Source organism: Pseudomonas sp. AC136 (assembly GCF_979258585.1).
Genome location: NZ_OZ409865.1, coordinates 1,778,486 through 1,799,840, shown reverse-complemented (window position 1 = coordinate 1,799,840; position 21,355 = coordinate 1,778,486). Strand labels below are relative to the sequence as shown.

The 21,355-nt window shown below is 61.6% G+C and carries 19 protein-coding genes; 8 read left to right on the top strand and 11 right to left on the bottom strand.

The annotated features are described in order from the left end of the window. Positions 1-34: 34 nt before the first annotated feature. The 3 genes from ACZZZU_RS08165 to ACZZZU_RS08155 all read left to right on the top strand — a co-directional run bounded on the left by ACZZZU_RS08165 (position 35) and on the right by ACZZZU_RS08155 (position 3,294). Complete coding sequence (locus ACZZZU_RS08165) at positions 35-940, top strand: AEC family transporter (protein ID WP_463550313.1); 906 nt, start codon at positions 35-37, stop codon at positions 938-940. Between the two features lie 242 nt (positions 941-1,182). After that, positions 1,183-2,487, top strand: a complete 1,305-nt coding sequence (locus ACZZZU_RS08160; RefSeq protein WP_463550312.1) for a CitMHS family transporter — start codon at positions 1,183-1,185, stop codon at positions 2,485-2,487. 45 nt (positions 2,488-2,532) lie between these two features. Further along, positions 2,533-3,294 carry a TerC family protein gene (locus ACZZZU_RS08155; RefSeq protein WP_463383541.1) on the top strand — a complete coding sequence of 254 codons (762 nt, stop codon included), beginning with the start codon at positions 2,533-2,535 and terminating at the stop codon, positions 3,292-3,294. Between the two features lie 47 nt (positions 3,295-3,341). On the opposite strand, the gene ACZZZU_RS08150 is transcribed toward ACZZZU_RS08155, so the two are convergent. Further along, a complete protein-coding gene (locus tag ACZZZU_RS08150) occupies positions 3,342-3,602 on the bottom strand; it encodes a hypothetical protein (RefSeq protein ID WP_463539767.1) in 261 nt (86 codons plus the stop codon). Between the two features lie 724 nt (positions 3,603-4,326). Here ACZZZU_RS08150 and ACZZZU_RS08145 point away from each other — a divergent pair. Then, positions 4,327-5,496: an integrase core domain-containing protein gene (locus ACZZZU_RS08145; RefSeq protein ID WP_463549367.1), complete on the top strand. Its 1,170-nt coding sequence runs from the start codon at positions 4,327-4,329 to the stop codon at positions 5,494-5,496. Positions 5,497-5,848: 352 nt separating this feature from the next. Here ACZZZU_RS08145 and ACZZZU_RS08140 read toward each other — a convergent pair whose 3' ends face one another. From ACZZZU_RS08140 to choX, 4 genes are all read right to left on the bottom strand, one after another. Beyond that, the gene (locus ACZZZU_RS08140; protein ID WP_463550311.1) at positions 5,849-6,331 is read right to left on the bottom strand and encodes a thioesterase family protein; all 483 of its coding nucleotides are present in this window, start codon (positions 6,329-6,331) and stop codon (positions 5,849-5,851) included. Positions 6,332-6,342: 11 nt separating this feature from the next. Continuing rightward, on the bottom strand, positions 6,343-7,308 hold the full coding sequence (locus ACZZZU_RS08135; protein ID WP_463550310.1) for an L-carnitine dehydrogenase: 966 nt from the start codon (positions 7,306-7,308) through the stop codon (positions 6,343-6,345). A 26-nt stretch (positions 7,309-7,334) separates the two neighbouring features. Then, the gene (cdhC, locus tag ACZZZU_RS08130) at positions 7,335-8,222 is read right to left on the bottom strand and encodes a 3-dehydrocarnitine:acetyl-CoA trimethylamine transferase CdhC (RefSeq protein WP_463550309.1); all 888 of its coding nucleotides are present in this window, start codon (positions 8,220-8,222) and stop codon (positions 7,335-7,337) included. Between the two features lie 74 nt (positions 8,223-8,296). After that, a complete protein-coding gene (choX, locus tag ACZZZU_RS08125) occupies positions 8,297-9,229 on the bottom strand; it encodes a choline ABC transporter substrate-binding protein (protein WP_463550308.1) in 933 nt (310 codons plus the stop codon). 76 nt (positions 9,230-9,305) lie between these two features. Here choX and ACZZZU_RS08120 point away from each other — a divergent pair, with 76 nt between their 5' ends. Together ACZZZU_RS08120 and ACZZZU_RS08115 are read left to right on the top strand one after the other, a co-directional pair. Continuing rightward, the gene (locus ACZZZU_RS08120) at positions 9,306-9,476 is read left to right on the top strand and encodes a hypothetical protein (protein ID WP_463550307.1); all 171 of its coding nucleotides are present in this window, start codon (positions 9,306-9,308) and stop codon (positions 9,474-9,476) included. Next, positions 9,454-10,446: a GlxA family transcriptional regulator gene (locus ACZZZU_RS08115; RefSeq protein ID WP_463550306.1), complete on the top strand. Its 993-nt coding sequence runs from the start codon at positions 9,454-9,456 to the stop codon at positions 10,444-10,446. Before ACZZZU_RS08120 ends, ACZZZU_RS08115 begins: the two co-directional genes overlap by 23 nt. 8 nt (positions 10,447-10,454) lie before the next feature. Here ACZZZU_RS08115 and ACZZZU_RS08110 read toward each other — a convergent pair whose 3' ends face one another. Further along, entirely contained in the window at positions 10,455-12,425 is a 1,971-nt protein-coding gene (locus ACZZZU_RS08110; RefSeq protein WP_463550305.1) for a sigma-54-dependent Fis family transcriptional regulator, read from the bottom strand. Between the two features lie 318 nt (positions 12,426-12,743). Further along, the gene (gene pobA / locus ACZZZU_RS08105) at positions 12,744-13,928 is read right to left on the bottom strand and encodes a 4-hydroxybenzoate 3-monooxygenase (protein WP_463550304.1); all 1,185 of its coding nucleotides are present in this window, start codon (positions 13,926-13,928) and stop codon (positions 12,744-12,746) included. 134 nt (positions 13,929-14,062) lie between these two features. Here pobA and ACZZZU_RS08100 point away from each other — a divergent pair, with 134 nt between their 5' ends. Next, positions 14,063-14,938 carry a helix-turn-helix domain-containing protein gene (locus ACZZZU_RS08100; protein ID WP_463550303.1) on the top strand — a complete coding sequence of 292 codons (876 nt, stop codon included), beginning with the start codon at positions 14,063-14,065 and terminating at the stop codon, positions 14,936-14,938. Between the two features lie 113 nt (positions 14,939-15,051). After that, the gene (locus ACZZZU_RS08095; protein ID WP_122493952.1) at positions 15,052-15,876 is read left to right on the top strand and encodes an HDOD domain-containing protein; all 825 of its coding nucleotides are present in this window, start codon (positions 15,052-15,054) and stop codon (positions 15,874-15,876) included. Positions 15,877-16,022: 146 nt separating this feature from the next. Here ACZZZU_RS08095 and ACZZZU_RS08090 read toward each other — a convergent pair whose 3' ends face one another. From ACZZZU_RS08090 to ACZZZU_RS08075, 4 genes are all read right to left on the bottom strand, one after another. Next, entirely contained in the window at positions 16,023-18,293 is a 2,271-nt protein-coding gene (locus ACZZZU_RS08090) for an ATP-dependent DNA helicase (protein WP_463550302.1), read from the bottom strand. After that, positions 18,290-19,930, bottom strand: a complete 1,641-nt coding sequence (locus ACZZZU_RS08085) for a VRR-NUC domain-containing protein (RefSeq protein ID WP_463550301.1) — start codon at positions 19,928-19,930, stop codon at positions 18,290-18,292. The genes ACZZZU_RS08090 and ACZZZU_RS08085 overlap by 4 nt, the downstream gene beginning before the upstream one ends. A gap of 95 nt (positions 19,931-20,025) precedes the next feature. Further along, positions 20,026-20,298 carry a hypothetical protein gene (locus ACZZZU_RS08080; RefSeq protein WP_463550300.1) on the bottom strand — a complete coding sequence of 91 codons (273 nt, stop codon included), beginning with the start codon at positions 20,296-20,298 and terminating at the stop codon, positions 20,026-20,028. Positions 20,299-20,637: 339 nt separating this feature from the next. Further along, on the bottom strand, positions 20,638-21,348 hold the full coding sequence (locus tag ACZZZU_RS08075) for a DUF3108 domain-containing protein (RefSeq protein WP_463383528.1): 711 nt from the start codon (positions 21,346-21,348) through the stop codon (positions 20,638-20,640). Between the last annotated feature and the right edge of the window lie 7 nt (positions 21,349-21,355).

Sequence of the window (21,355 nt, the reverse complement as noted above, 5' to 3'; positions counted from 1 at the left end):
AAGATGCCGGCTCGAGCCAGTCGGGGAGTGTGTCGTGTTGCAGTTGTGGTTGGCCTTGTGGCCGTTGTTCGCCTTGATCATCGCCGGTTTCGCCCTGCGTCGCCTGCGCTTTGCCGGTGACGAATTCTGGCCGACGGCGGAACGTCTCAATTACTTCGTTCTCTTTCCGGCGCTGTTGTTCAGCAATTTAGCCACCGCCCCACTGGCCGACCCGGCATTGCCGCGCCTGGCGTTGGCCGTGCTGTTGGGCTTGGGCGTGGCGTGGGCGGCGCTGCTGCTGTGCAAGCGTTTGCGCAAGTGGACGGCCGCGCGTTTCGGCGCCATCAGCCAGGGCGTGCTGCGGTTCAACACCTACCTGGGGCTCGCCGCAGTGGGCAGCTTGTACGGCAAGGAAGGGCTGACGCTCGCCGCGTTGATGCTGGCAATGATGGTGCCGGCGGTGAACCTGCTGTCGGTGTGGGCGCTGACGGCGGAGCGGGGCGTCAGCGTGCGCAACTTGCTGCTGCCGATTGCCCGCAATCCGCTGATTATCGCCTGCGCTGCTGGCGCGCTGGTCAACGTGTTGGGCATCGGTTTGCCCGGTGGCAGCGACCGCCTACTCAACCTGCTGGCCGTCGCCAGTTTGCCCCTTGGCTTGCTCTGCGTCGGCGCGGCCTTGCGCCCGCAAGAGCTGGCCGGCGAGGCCTCGGCATTGGCCTGGAACTGTGTGGTTCGCTTGCTGCTGATGCCGCTGCTGGCCTTTGCCGTGGCCCGCGCCTTGAGCCTGCCGCCGTTGCCGAGCAGCGTGCTGATCCTGTTTTTCGCCCTGCCTACCGCGCCGACTTCCTATGTGCTCACCCGCCAGCTGGGCGGCGACAGCCAGCTCATGGCCGGCATCATCACCCTGCAAACCTTGTTCGCTGCCGTCAGCCTGCTGTTGGTCCTGAGCCTGCTCGGTTAAGCCCGCTGCGCATTGAAAGCTGGCTGAAAGTTTCGCCGCTTAGCATCCCACCACCGCCGGCACTCGACCGGCCGCCGGCCGCTGTGTGCGTGCTGGCGAGACTTCCAACAATAAAAATTGGTGATTGCCATGCCCCGCTGCGCTGTTGCTGCACCTGTTCTCCGTCCCCCTCGAGCCTGTCGCTGAGCCCGTCACCCTGACGGCCGCCCGCCACCACGCCCGCTAATGCACGGAGAATTCCTATGTTGACCCTCCTTGGCTTCGCCATGGTCATCACGTTCATGTACCTGATCATGAGCAAACGCCTGTCGGCGCTGATCGCCCTCATCATCATCCCGATTGTTTACGCGCTGGTTGGCGGCTTTGCCGGGCAGATCGGCCCGATGATGCTCGAAGGCATCACCAAGCTCGCGCCCACCGGCGTGATGCTGATGTTCGCCATTCTCTACTTCGCCCTGATGATCGATTCCGGCCTGTTCGACCCCGCCGTGCGCAAGATTCTCAAACTGGTCAAAGGCGACCCGCTGAAAGTGTCGGTGGGCACCGCCGTGCTGGCGCTGGTGGTGTCAATGGATGGCGACGGCGCCACGACCTACATGATCTGCGTGGCGGCCATGCTGCCGCTTTACCAGCGCCTGGGCATGAGCCCACGGATCATGGCCGGTCTGATTATTCTGGCCGGCGGGGTGATGAACATGACCCCGTGGGGCGGACCCACCGCCCGCGCGGCCAGTGCACTGCATGTCGACCCCTCCGATATTTTCGTGCCGATGATTCCGGCCATGGCGGCAGGCGTGCTGGCGATTCTGGCCATCGCCTACTTCTACGGCAAACGTGAGCGTGCGCGCTTGGGTGAACTGCATTTGCCGGGCGAAGCCGTGGGCGGCGCCGAGATTAGCGTGTCGCAATTTCCCGACGCACGCCGGCCGAAACTGCTGTGTTTCAACGCCGCGTTGACCGTGGCCTTGATGGTCGCGCTGATTCAAGGCCTGCTGCCGCTGCCGGTGCTGTTTATGCTCGCGTTCGGCATCGCCATGATCGTCAACTACCCCTGCCTGCAGCAGCAAAAAGAGCGCGTGGCGGCCCACTCGGCCAACGTGCTGGCGGTGGTTGGGTTGATTTTTGCGGCGGGTATTTTCACCGGCATTCTTTCTGGAACCGGCATGGTCGACGCCATGTCGAAAAGTTTGCTGGCCGTTATTCCCACCGCCATGGGCCCGTATTTGGCGGTGATTACGGCCGTGGTGAGCATGCCGTTCACGTTTTTCATGTCCAACGACGCCTTCTACTACGGCGTTCTGCCGGTGCTGGCCGAAGCCGCGAGCCACTACGGCATCAGTGCCGTGGAAATGGCCCGGGCTTCAATCGTTGGCCAGCCGGTGCATTTGCTCAGTCCGTTGGTGCCTTCGACCTATTTGTTGGTGGGCCTGGCCGGCATCGAGTTTGGTGACCATCAGCGCTTTACCCTGAAATGGGCAGTTCTGGTTTGCCTGTGTATCCTTGTCGCCGCGCTGCTGATGGGAATTTTCCCAGTGTTTGGCGGCTAACGATTTTTTTCACCTTCACGTATTGGAAAGACGAGGACGCTGTACATGGAATGGCTGACCAGCCCGGAAATCTGGATTGCATTTTTTACCCTGACGGCGCTGGAGATTGTGCTCGGGATCGACAACATCATCATGATTTCGATCTTGGTCAGCCGTATGCCCAAAGACATGCAGCCCAAGACCCGTTTCTTCGGTTTGGCGCTGGCCATGGTCACGCGAATTCTGCTGTTGCTGTCGATCACCTGGGTGATGCGCCTGACCGCTGACCTGTTCAGCATCATGGGTCACGGCTTCTCCGGGCGTGACTTGATTCTGTTCTTCGGTGGCCTGTTTCTGCTGTGGAAAAGCAGCACCGAGATGTACCAGAGCCTGGAAGGTGAAGACGAAACCAACGACGCGCCCAAGGGCATGGGCAGCGGCTTTATCGGCACCATCATTCAGATCGCCATTATCGATATCGTGTTCTCGCTGGACTCGGTCATCACCGCTGTCGGCATGGTGTCCCATGTACCGGTCATGATCGCCGCCATCGTCGTGGCCGTGATGGTGATGATGCTCGCCGCCGGCACCATCAGCGCGTTCATCGATAAACACCCGTCGCTGAAAATGCTCGCCTTGTCGTTCCTGATCATGGTCGGCACGGTGTTGATTGCCGAGGCCTTTGATGTGCATGCGCCCAAAGGCTACGTGTACTTCGCCATGGCGTTCTCGCTGGCGGTGGAAGCGGTGAACATCAAAATGCGCACCGTGCGTGATCGCAAAAAGAATGAAGCGGTGAAGCTACGCAAGGATATTCCGGGGCAGTAATGGCCCAGCGGTTGAGGTGAAAATCCCCGGTTATGCCGGGGATTTTTTTATCCGTGGTTTTCTTTGTACTGGGCGAGGGCGGGCAGCAATTGCCGTGAAATGGCTTCGCGCACGGCCGGCAGCATCACCGCGCCGCTGCCGAGCATCTGCTCGACGAGCTTGCGCAGCGCCAACGCGCGCGGGCCGTCGAGGCCGAGTACAGCGTGCTCGCAGGCCTGTTCCGGCGAGGCGCCGGGCGGCACGGCGAAGCCCAGGGTTTGCAGGCGTTCGCGCAGGTCGTCCTGGTCGATCAGGTCAGCGTGCATCATGGCTGTGGTCCTTGTTGCGGGGGAGGTGGGGTCGATTCTGGTGAGGGGTTGGGCTGGCTTCAAGGGCGATGGCTGTTATATGCATGAAGAGGTCGTTTTCAACTAATTCCCGGTCGTTCGTGATGGGCACAATGGCGGCCAGAGTGTCAGCCTTGATTGGCGGGCGTTGGCTGTTTTGGTTGGGTTTGGTCACCTGATCGAGGTTGTCCGGTTCGACGTTGGCGCTCCCTGTTAGAAGCATTTTGGCCCCCCGTGCTGTGTCGGCTTTTCGGGGGGTTTTTTTTTGGGTGCTGGATCGTCGTTTGGCGCAGGCGGCGGCCCAAACCTCCGTCATCCTCGCGCAGCCGGCGGTCCGACGATTCGGGATCCAGAATTTCCAGTCAAGCGCGGTGGTAGCACAAACCCCCGTCGTTCCCGCGCAGGCGGCGGTCCGACGATTCGGAATCCAGAATCTTCAGTCGAACGCGGTGGCAACACAAACCCCCGTCATCCTCGCGCACGCGGGGATCCAGAATTTCCGGGCGGACGCAGTTGTGGAGGTATTCATTACCGCGTGTGCTGGACGTTTTGGTTTCGCGCCTTACGCGCGAGTCACTTTTGTCATTGCGACAAAAGTAACCAAAAACGCTAGCCGGTACGACTCACCCACATAGGTAACAAATCAGTTCAACCACATGGGTAACAGTTTTTAACCTAATGGGGTCTCCCTCAGGAGGGTGCCCTCATGCCGTGGCGAGAACTGAAACCTATGGACGAGAAAGTGTTGTTCATTGCTGATTACCTCAGGCAGGTCAGCAGCTTCACTGCGTTGTGCGAGCACTTCGGCATCAGTCGAAAGACCGGCTACAAGTGGGTGGAACGCTACAACTTAGCCGGCATGGAGGGGTTGGCTGAGCAAAGTCGGCGGCGTCGCGAACAGGTGTGCACGCCATTTGTTATCCGCGAGTACATCCTTGATCTAAGGCGCCGATCTGCGGTTGAACTGGGGCCGAAGAAGATCCAGGCACTCGTGGAGCAGCGATATCCTGGGCAAAGTCCTTCCCGGACCACGATCTACAGCATCCTCAAACAGGCGGGATTGGTCACGCCCCGCCGGCTTCGTAAGCGGGTACCTAGCTATCCAAAGCCGCTTAAATCGACCAACGAACCTAATGAACTCTGGAGCGCCGACTACAAAGGTCAGTTCCTGACTCAGGACGGGAAGTGGTGTTATCCGTTGACGGTGATGGATCACGCCAGTCGTTTTCTGCTGGCTTGCGAAGGCATGTCCGGCACACGGCTAAAGGAGACCAAGTCGGCTTTCGAAGATTTGTTTCGCTGCTACGGATTACCTTCGCGCCTGCGAACAGACAACGGCACCCCCTTCGCTAGCGCTGGCAAAACAGGTCTAAGCCAACTCTCCATTTGGTGGCTACGGCTGGGCATCATTCCTGAACGAATAGCACCTGGCCGCCCCGAACAGAATGGGCGCCACGAACGTATGCATCGGACGCTGAAACGGGCCGTCACTCACCCCTGTTCTGCGCATATGGCGGAGCAGCAAAGGCAGTTCGACCTGTTTCGTCATAATTACAATGAGCAGCGGCCGCACGAAGCGCTAAACCAGAGCACGCCCAAAACCCATTACCAGAATTCGCCACGGCCATACCCGGAACGCTTGCCGGAGCCGACATATCCTGGCTATGTCGAACCGCACCGGGCCGACTGCAGCGGGATCATCAATCGCCACGGTATGCGCATTTATGTGGGGTATCTTTTAAGGCACGAACTAATTGGGCTGGAGCAAATTGGCGATGATCTTTGGGCCGTTCATTTCGGCCCGGTTGTGATAGGTAGGCTGGACGAAAGGGAGCAGAAGGATGGGTATCTATCCTTGAAAGTGTCACCCATGTGATTGAACACTTTTGTTACCCATGTGGTTGTCTCGTACAAGCCCCTACCTTGGCCCTACGCTGCGCTACGGGTCCCCTCCTTCCGTCGCCGCTCCGGGGGCCGGCGAGACGGGCCAACCTTGGCCCGACACGCCTTTCGCGGCTCCCGGCCGCTCAACCCCCTACGCGTCGACTCCACTCGGCCTGCGATAAACGGTGCGGGGTGGATCACAAGCGAGATCAAAAGCGGTGAAGCAAGAGCGTGAAGCAAAAGCGCTGGGCAAAAGCGCTGAGCAAAAGCGGTAGATCAACATCTCGCGGCTGAAGCCGCTCCCACAGGGGGGTGGTGGTGCTTTGCTTATTGTGGGAGCGGCTTTAGCCGCGATGCTTTTGCGGCGGAAGGCTGATTATCCGGCCGGCATATTCGGGCTTTTCCATCTCGCCTTGCGCGACGACAAGTCCTTCAATCCTGGCCAATGCCGTGGCACTAAACGGCGTGGATTTCGGCCCGTGGGTGTCCACGTGCAGCAGCATCTGTTCACTCACGGCCACGGCATCTTGCTGTCCGTCGCGGTAAAGGCTGAGGTACAGGTGCAGCCGTTTCTGGTCGTGCCCGAGCACCTGCAATCGAACCTCTACAGTTTGGTTTTCTTTCACTTCGTGCAGGTAGTTGAGGTGCACTTCCAGAGTGAACAGGCTGTGGCCGGCGGCTTCGCGGGCGGTGGCGTCGAGGCCGAGGGTGTCCATCAGCGCATCCACGGCCTGGCTGAAGATCAGCAGGTAGTAGGCGTCGCGCAGGTGGCCGTTGTAGTCGACCCAGTCGGCGCTGATGGGGGTGCGGTAAAGGCGGTGTTCCATGGGCGCGGTCCTCAGTCGGCGAAGGCGAAGCCGTGTTTGGTTTTGCAGGTTTTGACGGCGTCCAGCACGGCCATCAGGCAGTCGTCGCGGTAGCGTTCCAGTTCGGCGATGCTGCGTTGGCCTTGCTGTTCGGTAGTGCCGGCCACCACGTCGTCGATGAGTCTTTCGGTCAGCTCGGGGGCGGGCAAGTAGGTCCAGGGCAGTTGCAGGGCGGGGCCGAATTGGGCCATGAAGTGGCGCATGCCTGCGTCGCCACCTGCCAGGGTGTAGGTCAGAAAGGTGCCCATGAACGACCAGCGCAAACCGGCGCCAAACCGAATCGCGTCGTCGATTTCGCCGGTAGTGGCGACGCCGTCGTTGACCAGGTGTAGGGCTTCTCGCCACAGCGCTTCGAGCAGACGGTCGGCTATAAAACCGGGCACTTCCTTGCGTACGTGCAGGGGCCGCATGCCAAGGGCCTGGTAAACCTCGATGGCGGCCTGAACCGCTGCCGGTGCGGTGTGTTGGCCGCCGACCACTTCCACCAGCGGCAGCAGGTAAACCGGGTTGAACGGGTGGCCGACTACGCAGCGTTCCGGGTGCGTGGCGTCGGCGTAGAAGTCGCTGGGTAACAGGCCCGAGGTGGACGAGGCAATCAAGGCGTTGGGCTTGGCCGCCGCGCTGATTTTGGCGTGCAGGTCGAGTTTCAGGTCGAGGCGTTCCGGGGCGCTTTCTTGGATGAAGTCGGCGTCGCGTACGCAGGCTTCAATGCTGTCGACAACGCGCAATCGCTCCAGGCTCGCGCCTTCTGCCACGCCTTGTTTGACCAGCGCCGGCCAGGCGTCGGCGACGCGCTGGCGCAGGGCGGTTTCGGCGCCGGGTGCGGGGTCCCAGGCGATTACGTCGAGGCCGTGAGCGAGGGCGCGCGCAACCCAGCCGCTGCCGATTACGCCGCTGCCCAGGGCTGCGAAAACTTTGATGTCGGTGATAAAGCTCATAGCCACTCCAGCAGTAAAAAAGCAGGTCAGCCGCGACGGCTGAGGTTCATTTTTGCCCGGCCCTCGGCCGGCGTCAGAATGCGTGCGCCAAGGCGGGTGAGAATTTCGCTGACCCGTTCGACCAGCGCGCCATTGCTGGCGAGCACGCCTTTGTCCAGCCACAGGTTGTCTTCCAGCCCAACCCGCACGTTGCCGCCCAGCAGCACGGCTTGTGCGGCCATGGGCATTTGCAGGCGGCCGATGCCAAAGCCGGCCCAGGTGCAGTCGGCGGGCAGGTTGTCGACCATGGCTTTCATGGTGGTGGTGTCGGCCGGCGCGCCCCAGGGAATGCCCAGGCACAGTTGGAACAGCGGGTCGTGCAGCAGGCCTTCCTTGATCATCTGTTTGGCGAACCACAGGTGGCCGGTGTCGAAGATTTCCAGCTCGGCTTTCACGCCTAGCTCGGTGATGCGTTTGGCCCCGGCGCGCAGTTGGGCGGGGGTGGAAACGTAGATGGTGTCGCCGTCGCCGAAGTTGAGCGTGCCGCAGTCCAGGGTGCAGATTTCCGGCAGCAGTTCTTCCACGTGGGCCAGGCGGGTGAGCGGGCCGACCAGGTCGGTGTTGGGGCCGAATTCCATGGGCGTTTCGCCCGCGCCGATTTCCAGGTCGCCGCCCATGCCGGCGGTGAGGTTGACGATGATGTCTACGTCGGCCTCGCGGATGCGTTCCATCACTTCGCGGTACAGCGCCACATCGCGGCTGAATTTGCCGGTGTCGGGGTCGCGCACGTGGCAGTGCACCACCGTCGCGCCGGCCTTGGCGGCTTCCACGGCAGCGGCGGCAATTTGTTTGGGGGTGATGGGCACCAGATGGCTTTTGCCGGTGGTGTCGCCGGCACCGGTCAGGGCGCAGGTAATGATCACGTCGTGGTTCATGGCATGTCCTTCAACAAGCAGGCAGGGCAAGCCGCTGCGCAGTCACGGTGGGCTGCGCGGCGGTTGGGGAGCGGTCAGGGGTTGGTGCTGAGTTTCAGGTGTTCGCTGGCCGGGCGGCCGTCGAGGGTGGTCACGCCTTCAAGCCAGCGCTGCTGGTCTTGCGGGTGATCCTTGAGCCATTGCTTGGCCGATTCCAGCGGGCCTTTGTGGTCGAGCAGCGGCTGCATCATGCGGCTCTCGTCGGCGGCGGTGAAATGCAGGTTGTTGAGCAGTTTGTCGACGTTCGGGCAGCGGCTGGCGTAGTCCGGCGCGGTGACCGTCCACACCGTTGCGCGGCCTTCGTCCGGGCCGAGGGCGTCCTGGCTGCCGGACAGGTAGGTCATGTCCTGGTTGACGTTCATGGGGTGCGGCGCCCAGCCAAAGAAGACCACGGCTTCCTTGCGTTTCACCGCACGGCTGACGGCGGACAACATGCCGGCTTCGCTGGATTCCACCAACTGGAATTTGCCCAGGCCGAACTGGTCTTTGGCGATCATTTCCTTGATCTGAGTGTTAGCGCCGGAGCCCGGCTCGATGCCGTAGATTTTCCCGCCCAGCTCTTTCTCGAATTTGGCGATGTCGGCGAAGGTTTTCAGGCCTTTGTCGGCCAGGTAGGTGGGGACGGCGAGGGTGGCGCGGGCATCGTCAAGGCTGGGTTTGTCGAGTACGCGCACCTGTTTGGCCTCGATAAACGGCGCGATGGTGCGGGTCATGATCGGGTTCCAATAGCCGAGGAACAGGTCCAGGCGTTTGTCGCGGATGCCGGCGAAAATGATTTGCTGCGAGGCGCTGGTTTGCTTGGTTTCATAGCCCAGGCCGTCGAGCAGCACTTGGGTCATGGCGCTGGTGGCGATCACGTCGGTCCAATTGACCACGCCCAGGCGCACGTTCTTGCAGGAGGCCGGGTCGGCGGCGAAAGCGGTCTGGCTGGCGAGCACTAACAAACAGCAACTGAGTACGGTCTTCATCGGTGTTCCTCATGTGGCTGACTTCTCATCAGCGCGGTGCTGGCGGAAGTACTTGTTGTCGAGTGTGGAGCCAGCGATGCCTTGCCAGCTGTGGGCCAAATTACCGGCAGCGCAGGCGGCAAAATCACACGGTAGCGACCCGCATTTGTACTCAGGCGACCTGCTGCATTGCCAACGCCACCGCAACGGCGTAAGCCACGACTATTCCCTTGCCGAGCCGTGTCATGCCTTCGACTCCAGTTACTGAAGACTTCTGGTTTCTGCTGCTGCCGGGCTTTTCCATGCTCGGCTTTCTGTCGGCGGTGGAGCCGTTGCGCGTGGCCAACCGTTTTCAGGCCGATTTGTACCGGTGGCAGGTGATGAGTCTGGACGGCGGGCCGGTATTGGCCAGCAATGGCATGTCGATCAACGCCGACAGCGCCCTGGCGGCGCTTGGCCGTGATGCGCGCGTGTTATTGGTGGCCGGTTTCGAGCCGTTGCAGGCCTATAGCCCGGCGCTGGCGCGTTGGCTCAAGCGCCTGGATGGCGACGGCGTTACGCTGGGCGGCATCGACACCGGCGCCGTGGTTTTGGCCGAAGCCGGGCTGCTCGACGGCCACACTGTCACGCTGCATTGGGAAGCGCTGGACGCCTTCAAGGAGTCATACCCGCGTCTGCATGTGACACAGGAATTATTCGAAGTGGATCGCTCGCGCATCACCTGCGCCGGCGGCACGGCGTCGATTGATCTGATGCTCGACCTGATTGCCCAGGCCCACGGCGCCGAGCTGGCGGTGCAGGTGTCGGAGCAGTTTGTGCTCAGCCGCATTCGGCCGCGTCAGGACCACCAGCGCATGGAAATCGCCACGCGCTACGGCATCAGCAACCGCAAGCTGGTGCAGGTGATTGGCGATATGGAGCGCCACACCGAACCGCCACTCGACACCCTGGAATTGGCCGAGCGCATTCAGGTGACGCGGCGGCAATTGGAGCGCTTGTTTCGCTTGTACCTCAACGACACGCCATCGAATTTTTACCTGCGCCTGCGCCTGGAAAAAGCCCGGCAACTGCTGCGCCAGACCGACATGAGCGTGTTGGAAATCAGCCTGGCGTGCGGCTTTGAATCGCAGTCGTATTTTTCCCGCTGCTACCGCACGCGCTTCGCCTGTTGCCCGCGTGAAGACAGGCACCCGGTGCCTGCACGTTCACGCAAAACCCTGGCGCCGCTGCTGGGCTGAGGCGCCTGTCAAAACACCTCGTTGGGCTGCACGATGCCGTGCTTTTTCATCTTGCGGTACAGCGTGGAGCGCGAGATGCCAAAGCTCTCGGCGGCGGCGGTGATGTTCCATTGGTGCTGACGCAGCGTGGCGTACAGGTGGCGCACTTCATCGCTGTCCAATTGCTCGGCGAGGTTGTTGCTCGCCGGCGCGGCGACGGGGACGGGCGCTGGGCTGATCGCGCCTTGTAACTCGGCGGGCAGGCAGTCGCTGTCGATCACGCCGTCTTCGGCCAGGGCCACGGCGTAGCGCAGGCAGTTGAGCAACTGACGGATATTTCCCGGCCAGCCGTAGCCGAGTAACCGCGCCCGCGCCTGTTCATCCAGTCGCAATCCTTTAGCCCCCGGCTGCGTAGTCAACAGCTGCTCGATCAGTTGCTCGCGGTCGCTGCGTTCGCGCAAGGCTGGCAGGTGCAGCGTCATGCCGCTGAGGCGGTAGAACAAGTCTTCGCGAAACTGCTTGGCGCTAATCATGCCGGCTAAGTGCTGGTGGGTAGCGGACACCACTTGTACATCCAACCCAACCGGCGTTTCGGCACCCAGTGGGGTGATCTCGCGTTCAGCCAATACGCGCAACAAACGGGTTTGCAGGTGCGCCGGCATGTCGCCAATTTCATCCAGAAACAGCGTGCCGCCGTTGGCCAGTTCCAGCTTGCCCTTCATGCCTTTTTTGTTGGCGCCGGTGAAGCTGCCGCTGCGGTAGCCGAACAGTTCGCTTTCGATCAGGGTTTCCGGAATGGCCGCGCAGTTGAGCGCCACGAACGGACCGTGGCGTCGCGCACTGGCCTGGTGAATGGCGCGGGCGAAGGCTTCTTTGCCGGTGCCGGTTTCGCCGGTAATCAGCACGGCGATGCCTTTGTCGAGCACCTTGCGGATGCGCCGCACGCCTTGTTGAAGCAGCGGGTCGTTGCCACCCAGTTGGTCGAGCTGCGGATGCTGCTGAGCCGTGCTGCGTGCGGGAACTGGGCTGACGGTCGCCGGGCTCGCCTGAGCCGGACGAACACGGCCGACGGGAATGCGCAGGCCCACGTCAACCAAGGCTTCGTCCACCAGCGCTCGCAGTTGCACGCCGCGTGCGCCGCCGCTGGTCATGCTCAGCAGTTCATCCACGCTGGCGGGCAACAGCGTGTCGATACGCCGGCCCAGCAGCGCCTGGTTGTGCGCCTGGTCGTAGGCCACAAAGGCGGCGCGGTTGGCGCCGATAATGCGGCCGCTTTCGTCGATGGCCAGCAGCTGCTCGTTGGCCAGGTCGGTGACGTCGTCACGGGGTTTGATGGCCAGGGTCAGGCAGTCGCGGTAGCGCTGGCGAAAGTGCGCGTTCTCGATCAGACGCGCATACATGATCACCAGTTGCAGCGTCAGGTACTGCGCTTCTTTAGGCCCGTCGCTGTTCAGGCTGGTGGCGTTCAGGCAGCCGCGCAGTGCGCCTTGGGCGTCGAAAATCGGCGCCACCGAGCAGCTCAGGCGAAAGTTCGAGGTCAGGAAATGTTCTTCACGGTGAATGGTCATCGCCTGCTCGGCCGCCAGGGCGGTGCCGATGCCGTTGGTACCCGCTACGGACTCATCCCAACGCGCGCCGACGATCAGCCCCGACTGGGTGTACAGGTCGCGCTGATTGGGCAACCGCGAGTCGAGGGTGATGCCTTTTTCATCGCTCAGTAATACCGCGAAGCCGGCTTGCACCACACGCTTGGCCAAGCCACTGACGCCCTGGCTGGCGATGGCCAGATACTCCTGATGTTGCTGCTGATGCTGGCGAATTTCTTCGGCGGTGAGAATGTGTTTGACGTTTACCGCACGGGGGTTGAGTTGGTGCTGGTTAACGCTGCGGTACCAGGATTGGGCGATAACGCCGTCGGGGCGAATACCGCGTTCGGGGAAGTTTTCGCTGACGAAAGCGGCCAGCTCACTGGCGCTGGTTTCCACGGCATGCAAAGGCATAGCAGGACTCCCGATGGCCGATGTCGCGGGGCGAATCGGCCTTTTGTTCTTGTGATGAATCGGCGCCGGAATGTCGTGCTTAAGAGCAAGGCAGACGCTGCGCAGGTGACACAACCATAGCCTGATGGGTTGCCGCTTGCAGTCATCCTTCCGTCGCATGCTGAGGTTGCAGCAAGCGACATGCCCAAAGCCCCGCGCCTGGCTAAGAGGCCCGAGCCAGCGCGGGGCAAGGCGTGCGGGGCGGTTGCAGAGGGTGCGTCGGGAGTGACACACCTGTCGCAGCGCGCTGAATCATCTGTTGCAGCCTCGCACCGGGTATTACTCAATCGCCTCGTAAGGCAAGCCCACATAGTTTTCGGCAATGGTCTTGCGTCCCGCCTCTGAGCTCACGAAGTAATCCAGCTCGGTTTGCTGCATGCGCAGGCTGAACGCATCGGTGTCGGGAAAGCGGTGCAGCATCGAGGTCATCCACCAGGAAAAGCGCTCGGCTTTCCACACCCGGCGCAGGCAGATTTCCGAGTATTTTTCGAGCAAATCGGTGCGGCCTTCGCCATACACTTTGAGCAGAATGCGGTACAGCGTGCTGACGTCGCTGGCCGCCAGGTTCAAGCCCTTGGCGCCGGTCGGCGGCACGATGTGCGCGGCGTCGCCAAGCAGGAACAGGCGGCCGTATTGCATGGGCTCGACCACAAAACTGCGCAGTGGCGCGATGCTTTTCTCGATTGAGGGGCCGGTCACCAAGCGCGCGGCTACCGGAGCGGGAAGGCGCAGTTTGAGTTCGTCCCAGAAGCGCTCGTCGGACCAGTCTTCCACCTGTTCATCCGCGCCAACTTGCACGTAATAACGGGTGCGGGTGGGCGAGCGCATGCTGCACAGGGCAAAGCCGCGTTCGTGGTTGGCGTAGATCAGTTCTTCGTTTACCGGCGGGGTGTCGGCCAGGATGCCCAGCCAGCCGAACGGGTAAACCCGCTCGAATTCCTTGAGCACGCCGGCCGGAATGGACTGACGCGACACGCCGTGAAAACCGTCGCAACCGGCGATGTAGTCGCAGTCCAGGCGCAAGGTTTCGCCGTTGTGTTCGAAGGTGACGTAGGGCTGGGCGCTTTTCATGTCGTGCGGCTGCACGTTGCTGGCGCTGTAGAACGTCTGCGCGCCGGCGGCCTCGCGGGCCTGCATTAGGTCGCGGGTCACTTCGGTCTGGCCGTACACCATCACGGTTTTGCCGCCGGTCAGGCCCTTGAGGTCGATGTGTTCACTGCGCCCGTCAAAGGCCAGTTCGAAGCCATCGTGCACCAGGCCTTCGGCGTCCATGCGCTCGTTTACGCCGGCTTCGCGCAGCAGGTCGACCATGCCTTGTTCGAGAACGCCGGCGCGGATGCGGCCGAGGATGTAATCGGGGGTTTGGCGTTCGATGATGACGTTGGCGATGCCCGCTTTATGCAGCAGCTGGCCGAGCAACAAACCGGACGGGCCGGCACCGATAATTGCGATCTGGGTTTTCATGGCGTTGTCCTGTGCAGCTCTGCGGTGGGCGAGAGCACTTAGTTGTTTTTATGACTCCTGTATTTTTTGTGGTTAAAGGGTGGCGGGGAAGGCAATATCGAATCGCTTTTCTGTACTTTTCGTGGGTGATGGTTGTGCTGAAAACTGCTGAAAACCCCGTTCCGGTGTTCAAGTTGTATGGCGAAACGGCGGCCTGGCCGACGCCGGATCTGATCCATTGCGAAACCATTCCGGCGCGCAGCCGGTTGCACCATTGGGAAATCAAACCGCACCGCCATGGCGACCTGGTGCAGTTGCTGTATGTGCAATCGGGGCAGGCGCAGTTGCAGGTGGAGGGCTCGCTGGTCGACGTGGTCAGCAGTTCGGTGCAGGTGGTGCCGGCGTTGTGTGTGCACGGTTTTCGCTTTTCCGACGATGTGCAGGGCTACATCCTCAGCCTGGCGCAACCCTTGGCCGAGCAACTCGCCGCCACGCTGGAAAGCCAGGTGCTGCGCCAGCCCGCCTGTTTCGCCATCGACCGCGAGGGCGGCAGCGAGGGGCGATATCTGGACGCGCTGTTCGAGTCGATAGCCGCCGAGTACGACCAGCAGCAAAGCGGCCGTGATGTGATGTTGCAGTCTTTGATCAGCGTGTTGCTGGTGTCGCTGAGTCGCCGCGCCCAGGCGCAATCGCTGGCGCACGGGCCGGACCGGGGGCGCGAGCATGTCGACGCGTTCACCCGTTTGCTCGAAGCCCATTACCGCGAACACCTGCCAATTGAGCATTACGCCAGCGCCCTGAACATCAGCACCGCCCACCTGAATGCGCTGTGCCGACGTTTGGCCGGGCAATCGGCGTTGCAGATGATCAATCAGCGGCTACTTTTAGAAGCCAAACGCTGCCTGGTTTACAGCGCCATGACCGTTAATCAGGTCTCTGACCGTTTGGGGTTTTCCGATCCTGCTTATTTTTCGCGCTTCTTCAAGCGCGGCACGGGGCTGTCGCCCAAAGGCTTTCGGATTCAGCGCTAGCGCAGGCAGCGACGCCTTGCTAGCTTCAATGGTGTGGCCCATACGCGGTGTCGGTACGCGGAAAAAACTTTGCCTATGCTGTCCTTACACGCCGTTTAACTGAGAGTGAGCTCATGGATATAGAAACGCTGTTTGCCGACCTGCACGCTCTGCCGAGCATTCCCAAGGTGGCCCTGGAACTGATTCAGCAATTTGACAGCCCCTCGTCCAGCCTGGACGCCGTGGCGCGCAATATCTCTCTGGACCCGGTGATCGCTGCCAAGGTGCTGCGTTTGGCGAACTCCTCGCGCTACCGCGGCGCACGTGAATCCACCAGCATCGAAGACGCCGCCTCGCGCCTGGGCTTCAACACCTTGCGCACCTTGGTCATGGCCTCGGCGGTAACGGGCGCCTTTAAAGCCGACGCCACGTTCGATCTCAAAGGGTTCTGGATTCACAGCTTTCAGGTCGCCAGTATCAGCCGCTTGCTGGCCAAGCAGGCCGGGCAAGACGCCGATACCGCCTTCACCTGCGGCATGATGCACAACATCGGTGAATTGCTGATTCAAACGGGCGCGCCGCAATACGCACCGCAACTGAACAACAGCAAACACGCCAACGCTGCTGGGCGCGCTGCCAATGAAACCTTGCAGTTAGGGTTCGGCTACCCGGAAGTGGGCGCCGAACTGGCCCGTCGCTGGCAGCTGCCGAAACTGATTCAGACCGCCATCGCCCTGCAGGGCAATCCGCAACAGGCGCCAGCCGACCAGCCCCTGGCGAAAACCCTGGCGCAAGCTGTGCTGATTGCCGAAGCCATGAAAGCCCATGGCGGCGCCACCGAAGAAGCCAAAGCCTCGTTGAGCGGGCCATTAGTGGAGGAGCTGGATCTGGACGCCGTGTTTGCCGCATTGCCCGCTGTGCTTGAGGCGGACAAGGCGTTTGCGGAGCTGCTTGGGTAACGATCAACAGCATCGCGGCTAAAGCCGCTCCTACGCAGCCTTGTAGGAGCGGCTTTAGCCGCGATTCCTGGAAACGGTTATGCATCAGTTGGGTAAGGATCAACCGCATCGCGGCTGAAGCCGCTCCTACAAACCACTGCGTCCACCTAGGGCAACCGACACCGCTGCACTTCCCACCACGTTGGCAATAACCGCCGCACGGCCGCCTGGCTGAAGCGGTCGTCCATCAGATACACCACGCCGTTGTCTTGCTGGGTGCGGATCACGCGGCCCGCTGCCTGCACCACTTTCTGCAAACCGGGATACAGGTAGGTGTAGTCGTAGCCGCTGCCGAACATCGCTTGCATGCGTTGCTTGATCTGCTCGTTGATCGGGTTGATTTGTGGCAGCCCGAGGGTGGCGATAAAGGCGCCGATCAGGCGATTGCCTGGCAGGTCGATGCCTTCGCCAAACGCGCCGCCCAGCACGGCAAAGCCGATGCCCTGGCCGTCGGCGTGGAAACGGTCGAGAAAATGCTGGCGTTCGGCTTCGTCCATTTGCCGCGATTGCACCCAGATGGGGACCAGCGGGTGCGCGGCGATAAATTCGTCGCGCACTTGTTCCAAGTAGGCGTAGCTGCTGAAAAACGCCAAGTAGTTGCCCGGCCGTTCGGCAAATTGGCGGGCCATCAGCGCGCTGATCGGCGCCAGGGAACGCTCGCGGTCGACATAACGGGTCGACAGGTTGCTCACCGCCTGCACCTTCAACTGCTCAGCCAGAAACGGTGATTCCACGTCCAGCCAGGGCGTGTGTTCCGGCAGGCCGAGCAGGTCGGCATAGTAATTGGCAGGACTCAACGTGGCGGAGAACAGCGTGCAACTGTGGGCCGCTGCCAGTCGCGGGGCGAGAAACGGCGCGGGCACCACGTTGCGAATGCACAGGGTCGATTGCGCGGTGCCGCCCGGGCCGAGGTGGCGGCTGATGTCGAACAGCGAGTGGGGGCCGAACACTTCGGCCAGACGACAGAACAGCATGGCGTCGAGGTAGAAGTGCAGCAGTTCGGCTTCGTTGCCGGTGGGCTGGTCGGTGAGGTGGTCGGTGATCGCGCTCACGGCTTTTTGCAGGGCCATGATGAACAGGTCCGGCGCGGCCGGGTACACCTGATACAGCGCTTCCTGGTCTTTGTGCAGTTGGTTCCAGTGACGGTTTACCCGGTCCAGCACGCTCTTCAGGGCTTTGGGCGCCAGGCCGCGCATGGTCTTGAAGCGCGCTTGCTGCAGCTCGGCGCTGTACATGCCGCGTCCGCGCTCGACCAGGTTGTGGGCTTCATCGACCAGCAGCGTCACTTTCCACTCGTTGAGCTGGGTGAGGCCGTAAAGCAGAGCGGTCATGTCGAAGTAATAGTTGTAGTCGCCGACCACCACGTCGCTCCAACGACACAGTTCCTGGCTCAGGTAGTACGGGCAAATGCCGTGCGCCAGGGCCACGTCGCGCACGGCGTTCTGGTTCAACCACTGACTGTCGAGGGCAGCTTTGCGCGCGGCGGGCAGGCGGTCGTAGAAGCCTTTGGCCAACGGACAGGAATCGCCGTGGCAGGCTTTGTCGGGGTGTTCGCAGGCCTTGTCGCGCGCCACATGCTCGAGCACGCGCAGGGCAATTTTCGGCTCCTGGGCGCGCAGGGTTTCCAGTGCATCGAGGGCCAATCGCCGGCCCGGTGTTTTCGCGGTAAGGAAAAACAGACGATCAAGCTTCTGCTCGGGAAAGGCCTTTAGCTGCGGGAACAGCGTGCCGATGGTTTTGCCAATGCCGGTGGTGGCCTGGGCCATCAGGCTGTGGCCGTCACGGGCGGCGCGGTACACCGCTTCCGCCAGTTGGCGCTGGCCGCTGCGAAACGTGGCGTGGGGGAAACGCAGATGGCCGAGGCTGTCGTCGCGCTCGATACGGTGCGCCTGTTCCTGCTTGGCCCAGGTGATAAAGCGCTGACAATGCAGCTCGAAAAACGCCTGCAAGGCGCTGGCGCTGAAGGTTTCGCGAAAGCTGGTTTCCTTGTGGGTGAGCACATTGAAATAAACCACGGCGAGGTCGACTTCTTCCAACTCGTACTCGCGGCACAGCAGGGCGCCGTACACCTTTACCTGCGCCCAATGCAGCAGCCGATGATTTTCCGGAATGCGCGAGATGTCGCCGCGGTGGGTTTTGATTTCTTCCAGCAGGTTTTCGTCGGGGTTGTAGCCATCGGCGCGCCCACGTACCAGCAGGCCTTCGTACTCGCCGCTCAGCGGCAGTTCGGCGATGTAACCCGAGCCGCGCCGGGCGACCACGCTCATGTGCCCGGCGATGCCTTCCTGGGCCGTGGGCGAGGGGGTGAAGCGCAAGTCGAGGTCGCCCTGTTTAGCGGTGAACTCGCAGAGGGCGCGCACGGCCACCTGATAAATCACGCGTCGCTCCACTGCACATAGCACACGTCCACCGGCATACCGTGCTCGGCGCAAAAGGCCAGCCAGCGCTTTTGATTGTCTTGCAGGCGGTCGCCGGGGCCTTTCACTTCGATCATGCGGTAGCGCTGTTCGGCGGGCCAAAACTGGATCAGGTCGGGCATGCCGGCGCGGTTGGCTTTGATGTCGCCCAGCAAGCGCTGAAACCAGGCGCGCAGGTGAGCAGCGGGCAGGCAGAGCAGGGCATGGTCCAGCAGTTCTTCGCTGAGCAGGCCCCAATACACGAAGGGCGACTGAATGCCGAACTTCTCGGCATAGGTGGCGCGGATGCGCTGCTGGTAGGCATCGGAATTCAAGGCGTCCAGGCAGTCGGCGAACTGCGCGGCGCGGCGTTGGCTGAAGTCGGCGCGCAGCAAGTCCACGGGCCCGGCATGAAATGGGTGGAAAAACGCGCCCGGCAGTGGCGCATAAATCGCCGGCCAGCAAAGCAAACCGAACAGGCTGCAAATCAGCGCGTTTTCTACGTAATACACCGGTGCGCCGTCTTCGCTCAGGTGCAGTTGCACGCGCTGCTCCACGCTGAAGTCAGGATGGAACGGCAGGCTCAGTTCGATCAGCCCGGCTTCCACCTTCGCCGGCCGGCTGGCTTTGGCCAGGCCCAACTGCCGATTGAGCCGAGTGAGCGCGCGGCCCACCAGTTGCGCCTCGGCATCATTGACCGGCGCGGCGGCCGCTTGCTGCGCTAGGGCGTGGGCCTGTTCAAAATCACTAAGGCGTTCCAGCACCCGGATCTGCCGCTGCCGCGCCTGCGGGTAGCCGCTGACGCCATACAGCCCCAAGGCGTGTTCAAGCTCGCCGAGGCGTTCTAGGTGCTGGCCAATGCGAAACAGCAGCTTGCCGCGTCGCTCCAAAAGCAGCGGGTTGTCGGTGTGCACCTCGGCGATCTGCTCAATCACTTCGGCCAACGGCTCGCCCGCCTCGAAGCGCTGGCGGCAATTCCATAGGTGGATATAGGTGTCGACGTCTTCACGGCGGGTAAACCCACGAGACTCGGCGCTGAGCTCCACCTGTTCGTAGCGGAAAATGCCCAGGTCCGAGAGCACGAATTCCACCCAGTCCTGATGCAGATTGCCGAAGAACATCAGACGCAGGCGGTCGATCAGTTCGCCAATGGCCAGGGTTAACAAGGGATCGTCCAGCGCCGGGCACCACTGACTGAACGGGCGCTCGCCGGGCAAGTGCTCTTCGAGCTGTTCCAGCAATTGAGGCTTGTTGGCCGTGCGGGTGAGTAGCAAGGCGCCGAAGTGATTGAGCACTTCGTCTTTGCGCAGATAGGCAAACAGCTCGGCGAGGCTCAGCGCGTGTTCGTTATGAACCCAGCCATAGGCCAGCAGCGGCTCGGCGGCCTGGCGCGGACAGCCGATTTCTTCATAGCTGAGCTTGCTGGCGCGAAAGTGCGGCCCTTTGCGCATGATCATCCGCGTGAGCAGCGCTTGCGAAGGCAACGGCAACTCGACAAACACGCGCACGAAGGCCGCCTCGTCGGCGCTCAGCAGGTCGCTGTAGCGCGCAGCAAGCCAGGCCAGCGCCTTGTGAAAGTTGGCCAGGTAGTAGAAACGGGGATCGTCGAGGGAGTGCATCGGTACGCCAAACCACTGTGTGCATGTACAGATACCAGCGCTCGGGCGCGCTGGCAAATACAAATAGATCGGTGGCTTGGCGAGGGCGGTGGCGGTTAGTTATAGGTGATGGTGATCACTGGGTTGTCGAGATCGGTTTGGCTGCCGTCGAGCGAGCCGACCTGGGTTGTAAACGCCGGGGCGCCGCGCGAGCAGGCGTCGTTTGCGGCGCTGGTTGTTACGTGGATATTGGCTGCGGTTTTAGTGGGCTCGATGGTGACTGTGCAGGCGGCTTCAATAATCTGGCCCTCGAAGCGGATCGTGCCGCCGTCGGCAAGGGCGGGTAGGGCGGTGAACAGGGAAAGCAGCAAGGCGAGGCGTGCGGGCATGGCGGTGGCTCCGTGGGCTGATGGCGCACGGGTAAGTTAAGAGGGGTTTGAAGGTAGGTGCCAGATGGGGATGTTTATTTTGTGGGCAGGGTCTTGGATTGATTATTTTCCTACAGGTGTAGGACGGGGTTTTGTGGTTGGGGGATTTGCGGGGTGGGTGGTGATTGAGGTTTGGGGGCGATAGGGCAGCAGCTTCACGATTCTGGATTCCCGAATCGTCGGACCGCCGCCATCGCGGGAATGACGGTGGAGATTAAATGGGCCTCCGTCATTCCCTGCTTCCATCACCCACAAAAAAACCCCGCACAAGGCGGGGCTTTTTTCGCAGTCGGTCAGGCGTTAGCTGCCCTTTACTGCCTTGCCATCGACGCTGCCGTCTTTGAGCATGATTTGGTATTCCTTGCCGTCTTTCTCGACCTGATACAGGCGAACCAACAAGTAATTCCAGTCTTTGGCAAACCACAGCACGGTTTTGCGGCTGCTTTGGGTGGGGTCGCGCACGCGTTCGACTTTGATGGCGTCGACGCTGCCGGCCATGGTTTCGACTTTCTCTTCGCCCAGCACGCGGAAGTCGTAGGTTTCAATTTCGCCGCCATCAACCACTTGGTAGCTCATGGTTTTTTTGCCGGCTGCGACGTCGGCTTGCAGCACCACTTGATAGGTGGATTTATCTTGCACGCCACGGTTGAGTGGCAAGGACACCTGATCGCCACGGTCGCTGCCGATGACTTTCTTGGCTTCCCAGTCGAAGTCCAACTCAACCGATTTGCCCTTGCCCAGGCCGCTGCGTTCGTAGCGGTAGGTTTGTGGCAAGAAGGCGTTGTTGTCGATGCGGAAGGCGCTTTCTTCGGTAAGGCCGGCCACCAACATGGAGGCTTTGAAGTTCAGCAACCAGCGGCCGTCTGCTTGTTTTTGCAGACTGCGCTCGGCAGTGCCGCTAACGGGAAGCTGCTTCCAGTCGGCGGTGTAGCTGGCCGAAAAGGGTTTCAGCTCCAGGGCCTGCGCCGGCAGGGTGAGCACGGCGAGGACGAACAGCAAGGCGCGACGCATAAAGTCT